The organism is Burkholderia sp. Ac-20392, assembly GCF_017104585.1.
Taxonomy (GTDB): Bacteria; Pseudomonadota; Gammaproteobacteria; order Burkholderiales; family Burkholderiaceae; genus Burkholderia; species Burkholderia lata.
Genome location: NZ_JAAGPB010000487.1, coordinates 1 through 6,320, shown reverse-complemented (window position 1 = coordinate 6,320; position 6,320 = coordinate 1). Strand labels below are relative to the sequence as shown.

Here is a 6,320-nt window from a genome sequence, read left to right as displayed (position 1 = left end):
TCTGCGCTTCCGATCTGCCCCGCCCGCCGGCGAACAGGCGGCCGCCGCCACCGCCGACACCCCGCCTTCGCCGCAATAAGCCGGCCCTGCCGTCGGGTGCGCGCGGCATCCCCCCGCGCACCCGATTTCCGAACTTCCGCTTGACCCTCACGTAGCGTAACGTTCGAGACTCCAGTGTGCGCACCGAACGGAGAAACGAATGCGACTGAAAGTGGGAGAACTGGCGAAACGCAGCGGGCTGACCGTCCGCACGCTTCATCACTATCACGCGATCGGTCTGCTGACGCCTTCGGCGCGCGCCGACAACGGCTACCGGCTGTACGACCGCCACGACATCGCCCGGCTCCACCAGATCCAGGCGCTGCGTCGCTTCGGCCTGTCGCTCACCGAAATCGGCGACCACCTGAACCAGCCCGACACCCCGCTCGTCGAGATCGTCGCGAAGCAGATCGCGCTGCTCGACCGTCAGCTCGCGCAGACTGCGCAGCTGCGCGAACGGCTCGTGAGCCTGCATGCGCAGCTCGCCGCGGGCACGGAACCGGAGCTGGCCGATTGGCTCACCACACTGGAGTTGATGACCGTGTACGACAAATATTTTTCCGAGGAAGAACTCGCGCGCCTGCCGATGTACCAGAAGAGCCAGGCGGGCGACGCCGAATGGATCGCACTCGTCGACGAGGTGCGTGCGCTGCACGACGCGGGCGTGCCCGCCGAGGACGAACGCACCCGTGCGCTCGCCAGCCGCTGGATGACACTGCTCGTGCGCGACACGAACAACGACCCGCGGCTGCTGGCGAAGCTGAACCTGATGCACGAACACGAACCGGCGATGCAGTCGAAGATCGGCATTTCGACCGCGCTGCGCGACTATGTGCTGCGCGCGTCGTCGGAAACCAAGATGCGGATCTTCGAGAAGTATCTGGCGCCGGACGAAATCCGCTTCATGCGGGCGCACTACGGTGAAAGCGCGATGGAATGGCCGCAACTGATGGGCGACGTGCGCGACGCGATCGATGCGGGCGCCAGACCGGATTCGCCGGAAGGCCGCGCGCTCGCGCAGCGCTGGCTCACGCTGTTCTGCCGCTACGCGGGCACCGATCCGGCCACGCATGCGAAATTTCGCCACGCGATGATGAACGAGCCGTCACTGACGCAGGATTCGTGGATCGACGACACGTTGATCGGCTTCGTGCGGGAGGCGATGGCGCAGTTGCAACCGCAGCGTTGAGCGACGGCGGCCGGGCCTGCCTTGGCGTGCGGCCCGGCCGCCTTGCGCCGATGGCGTCGCGCGAAGCGCGGTCGGATCAGTCGTAGTTGCGCACGCTCACGCCGCGCCAGCGCTTCGTCATGTAGCGGAGAAACGCGGGATTCGCCTTCAGGTCGGCGTTCGGCACGGGCGCCGCACCGCCGTCGAAACGCCTGCCCTGATGCGTCAGCACTTCCTCGCCGCGCAGCACGTACTTTTTCCCCTGGTCGATCAGGAAGTACTTGACTGCATCGGGGCTGACGTCGCCGCGGCAGCCGATCTTGTACGCAAACAGGAACTGCCTGCGGCCGTTGCCGAGCAGGTCGGGCATCTCGACCGACGCGGGCACGACGTCGAGCACCTTGTCCTCGCCGCATTCGGTCACGTCGTCACGCACCGACCAGTCCGGCTGCCCGTTCAGCGTGCCGACCACCCGGAGATGCACGTCGTCGCCCTGTTCGGTTGTCGCGAACGTGACAGCATGCGCGCCGGCCGCGTCGGTCCACTTGTATTCGGCGGCCTGCACCGGGTTGAACCACGATGCGACGGCGGCAACGGTGAGCCAGCGGCTCGCAGCAAAGACCTGTTTCATGAATGAAGACGACCCCGGATTGAACGCGCCATTATCCGCATGGGCACATCGCGCCGCCATCCCTCGATGCGCCCCGCTCACCCGCCGCGCGTGCCGAGCCCCAGCGCCTTCAGGCGGCGGTACAGCGTCCGCTCGCTCATTCCCGTACGTTCGGCCAATGCCTTGCGCGTGCCGGCGAACCCGCTCGCGATCCGCACGAGTTCGGCATCCGTCAGCACACCGGCCGCCCCCGCTCCATCCTGCGGCACCGCCGATGCCGCAACCAGCTCGACCGGCAGATGCTCGATCCGGATCGCCCCGTCGTCCGCGAACAGGCACGCGCGTTCGAGCACGTTGCGCAGCTCGCGGATGTTGCCCGGCCACGCATACGCATCGAGACACGCACGTGCGCGCTCGGTCAGCACGAACGGCCGCGCGCTCGCATCGCCCGCACTGGCGCGTACGTTCGCGATCCGCCGCAGGATCGATTCGGCCAGCAGCGCGACGTCCCCGCGCCGGTCGCGCAGCGCCGGCAACGGAATCGGAAACGCGTTGATCCGGTAGTAGAGGTCCTGCCGGAACCGGCCGTCGTCGATCATCTCGCGCAGCGGCTTGTGCGTGGCCGCGACCAGCCGGAAATCCGCGCGCAGCGCCTCGACGCCGCCAACGCGGCGGAACGTGCCCGACTCGATCAGCCGCAGCAGCTTCACCTGCATCGGCAGCGGCACGTCGCCGATCTCGTCGAGGAACAGCGTGCCGCCCTGCGCGGTCTCGACGAGGCCCGGCTTGCGCTGGTTCGCGCCCGTGAACGCGCCCTTTTCGTAACCGAACAGTTCGCTCTCGAACAGCGTCTCGGCGATCCCCGAGCAATCGACGACGACGAACGGTCCCATCGCGCGGTCGCTCGCCTCGTGCAGCGCGCGGGCGAACAGCTCCTTGCCGGTGCCCGATTCGCCGAGCAGCAGCACCGGCAGCATCGACGGCGCGACGCGCTGCAGTGCGCCGAGCGCCGCGTTGAACGCGTCCGCGCCGCCGACGAGCCCTTCCGCACTCGGCTGCGCGGATGCACTACGCACCGTCGTCAGCCGCTCGACGTACGCGATCACGTTGCCGTGCGCATCGAAGATCGGCCGTAATTCGACGTCGACATGCTCGGGGCCGCGCGGCGTGTGGTGGATATGCAGCACGCGGTTCAGCCCGCGCGATTCGAGCGCCTGCTTCATCGGGCAATGCTCGCCGGCCTGGTCGCACGGCACGTCGTAGTGATGCGAAACCTGGAAGCAGTGCCGGCCCACGTGCTCGACGCCCGCGACGCCGAACTGGCGCCGGTACGCATCGTTCGCCGCGAGGATGCGGTAGTCGGGATCGACGACGATCATCGGCTGCGGATCCTGCTCGAGATACGCGACGAGCGCGCGCACGTCGGGCATGACGTCGTGGCGCGGCGCGGGGACGATCGGGATGGTGTCGTGCGGATTCATGCGGACGCTCGGTGAAGGGGCGGCCTGACGAACTGCCAGGCGGACTGCCAATTCTGCCACGACACTGCCAATTGTGGCAGTCCGCAGTGACAGACGGAGGCCAACGACGCCCGCGCATCGCGGCAACCGTACCCAAAACCCGAGCCGAATCAAGTCCCTGGCAGATCGGCCGGCACTACGACGCAGGCTGGCACGGTTCTTGAATTACCCATCCCGATTGCAGATGCAGAACCCGATCGAGGACACCCCGTGAGCCATGCCACCACGCTATCCGTCGAAGGCTTTTTCGACCCGGCGACCCACACCGTCAGCTATCTGCTGCTCGATACTGCGAGCCGCGCATGCGCGCTGATCGACAGCGTGCTCGACTACGACCCGAAGTCCGGCCGCACGCACACCGCGAGCGCCGACCGGCTGATCGCCCGCGTGGCCGAACTCGGCGCGGACGTGCACTGGCTGCTGGAAACCCATGTGCACGCCGATCACCTGTCGGCCGCGCCGTACCTGAAGGAACACGTCGGCGGCCAGATCGCGATCGGTTCGCACGTGCGCCGCGTGCAGCACGTGTTCGGCACGCTGTTCAACGCGGGCCCGGGCTTCGCGCAGGACGGCCGCCAGTTCGACCGGTTGCTCGACGACGGCGACACGCTCGCGCTCGGCGGGCTGACGATCCGCGCGCTGCATACGCCGGGCCACACGCCCGCGTGCATGACCTACTGCGTCGACGATGCGACGCAACGCGCGGCCTTCGTCGGCGACACGCTGTTCATGCCCGACTACGGCACGGCCCGCTGCGACTTCCCCGGCGGCGACGCGCGCACGCTGTACCGCTCGATCGAACGCGTGCTCGACCTGCCGCCCGACACGCGCCTGTACCTGTGCCACGACTACCAGCCGGGCGGCCGCGACGTGCAGTTCGAGACGACCGTGGCCGAGCAGCGCCGCGCAAACGTGCACGTGAAGGACGGCGTGACCGAGGACGATTTCGTCGCGATGCGCACCGCGCGCGACGCCACGCTCGCGATGCCCGTGCTGATGCTGCCGTCCGTGCAGGTCAACATGCGCGCCGGCCACCTGCCCGAGCCCGAAAACAATGGCGTGCGCTACCTGAAGATCCCGCTCGACGCGATCTGATCGACACGCCCCGCCCCATCCGGAGAACCCCGACATGACCATCCGCAAGCTGACCGACACGCTGTCGGTCTCGCCGCAGATCGCGGCGGCCGACCTGCCCGCGCTTCACGCGGCCGGCATCCGCGCGATCATCTGCAACCGCCCCGACGGCGAAGGCCCCGACCAGCCGACCGTCACCGAGATCCGCGCGGCCGCCGCGCCGCTCGGCATCGACGTGCATTACCTCCCGGTCGATACGGGCAAGGTAACCGACGACCAGGCCGCGCAGTTCGGCGCGCTCGTCGCGTCGCTCGACGGCCCGATGCTCGCGTACTGCCGCAGCGGCACGCGCTCGGCCACGCTGTGGGCGCTGTCGCAAGCCGGCCTGCGCCCGCTGAACGACATCGTCGCGACGGCCGGCGCAGCCGGCTACGACCTGCGCGCGATCGCGTCGCGCGTCGTGCAAGGCGGCAAGCAGGCGGCACCGGCCGTCGACGCGCGGCACGACATCGTGATCGTCGGCGCGGGCGCAGCAGGCATTGCAGTTGCATCGAGCCTGCTCGCGCGCGACGCGTCGCTCGACATCGCGGTGATCGACCCGGCCGACGTCCACTACTACCAGCCGGGCTGGACGATGGTCGGCGCGGGCGTGTTCCGGCCCGAGACCACCGCGCGCCGGATGACCGACGTGCTGCCGCGCGGCGTACGGCGGATCCAGGCCGCCGTCGCGGGCTTCGAGCCCGACGCGCACACGGTCGTGCTCGACGGCTGCCGCCGCATCGGGTATCGCAAGCTCGTCGTGTGCCCGGGGCTCAAACTCGACTGGCACGCGATCGAAGGCCTCGCCGACACGCTCGGCCGCAACGGCGTCACGTCCAACTACCGCTACGATCTCGCGCCGTACACGTGGGAACTGGTTCGCGCGTTCCGCGGCGGCAACGCACTCTTCACGCAGCCGCCGATGCCGATCAAGTGCGCGGGCGCGCCGCAGAAGGCGATGTACCTGTCGTGCGACCACTGGCGGCGTGCGGGCCGCCTCGAAGCCGCGAACGTCGAGTTCCTGAATGCGGGCGCCGCGCTGTTCGGCGTCGCCGACTACGTGCCCGCGCTGATGGAGTACGTGAAAAGCTACGACATCGCGCTGTCGTTCGGCCACAACCTCGTGTCGATCGACGGGCCCGCGCGCCGCGCGACGTTCGCGCGCGCGCTGCCGGACGGCGGCAAGGAAACCGTCGTGCGTTCGTTCGACATGATCCACGTCGTGCCGCCGCAGAAGGCGCCCGACTTCGTGCGATCGAGCCCGCTCGCCGACGCGGCCGGATGGATCGACGTCGATCCGGCGACACTGCGGCACAAGCAGTATCCGGACGTCTACGCGCTCGGCGACGCCACCAACACGACCAATGCGAAAACGGCCGCGGCCGCCCGCAAGCAGGCGCCGGTGGTTGCACACAACCTGCTCGCGTCGCTCGGCCGCGCGCACGGCGACGCCGCGTACGACGGCTACGGCTCGTGCCCGCTCACGGTTGAGCGCGGCAAGATCGTGCTCGCCGAGTTCCTGTACGGCGGCAAGGTCGCACCGACCTTCCCGGCGTGGCTGATCGACGGCAAGCGCCCGTCGCGGCTCGCGTGGCTGCTCAAGGAGCGCGTGCTGCCGCCGCTCTACTGGAAGGCGATGCTCAAGGGCCGCGAATGGCTCGCGAAGCCCGCGATCGCGCGTTGACCGGAGCCCGCTGACGTCATGTTGATTTCCCTCGTACTGGGTGGTTTCGTCGGTGCCGTACTCGGCCTGACCGGCGCCGGCGGCGGCATCCTCGCGGTGCCCGCGCTCGTCGTCGGCATGAGCTGGCCTATGCAGCAGGCCACGCCCGTCGCGCTCGTCGCGGTGGCCGGCAGCGCCGCGCTCGGC

Annotated in this window: 5 protein-coding genes and 1 pseudogene; 4 read left to right on the top strand and 2 right to left on the bottom strand. The window is 69.1% G+C overall.

Annotated elements, in window-relative coordinates; genetic code table 11:
- Positions 1-199: 199 nt before the first annotated feature.
- Positions 200-1,228: a MerR family transcriptional regulator gene (locus G3N99_RS32780; protein WP_174933929.1), complete on the top strand. Its 1,029-nt coding sequence runs from the start codon at positions 200-202 to the stop codon at positions 1,226-1,228.
- 76 nt (positions 1,229-1,304) lie between these two features.
- On the opposite strand, the gene G3N99_RS32775 is transcribed toward G3N99_RS32780, so the two are convergent.
- Together G3N99_RS32775 and G3N99_RS32770 are read right to left on the bottom strand one after the other, a co-directional pair.
- Positions 1,305-1,838, bottom strand: coding sequence for a DUF4124 domain-containing protein (locus tag G3N99_RS32775; RefSeq protein ID WP_206124448.1), 534 nt, complete (start codon positions 1,836-1,838; stop codon positions 1,305-1,307).
- A 77-nt stretch (positions 1,839-1,915) separates the two neighbouring features.
- Positions 1,916-3,298, bottom strand: a complete 1,383-nt coding sequence (locus G3N99_RS32770; protein WP_206124447.1) for a sigma 54-interacting transcriptional regulator — start codon at positions 3,296-3,298, stop codon at positions 1,916-1,918.
- A 249-nt stretch (positions 3,299-3,547) separates the two neighbouring features.
- Between G3N99_RS32770 and G3N99_RS32765 the strand changes: the two genes are divergently transcribed.
- The 3 genes and pseudogenes from G3N99_RS32765 to G3N99_RS32755 all read left to right on the top strand — a co-directional run.
- A complete protein-coding gene (locus G3N99_RS32765) occupies positions 3,548-4,432 on the top strand; it encodes an MBL fold metallo-hydrolase (RefSeq protein WP_174933923.1) in 885 nt (294 codons plus the stop codon).
- Positions 4,433-4,466: 34 nt separating this feature from the next.
- Complete coding sequence (locus G3N99_RS32760) at positions 4,467-6,134, top strand: bifunctional protein tyrosine phosphatase family protein/NAD(P)/FAD-dependent oxidoreductase (RefSeq protein WP_206124446.1); 1,668 nt, start codon at positions 4,467-4,469, stop codon at positions 6,132-6,134.
- Between the two features lie 18 nt (positions 6,135-6,152).
- Positions 6,153-6,320: pseudogene (locus tag G3N99_RS32755) on the top strand (sulfite exporter TauE/SafE family protein); the annotation flags it as partial.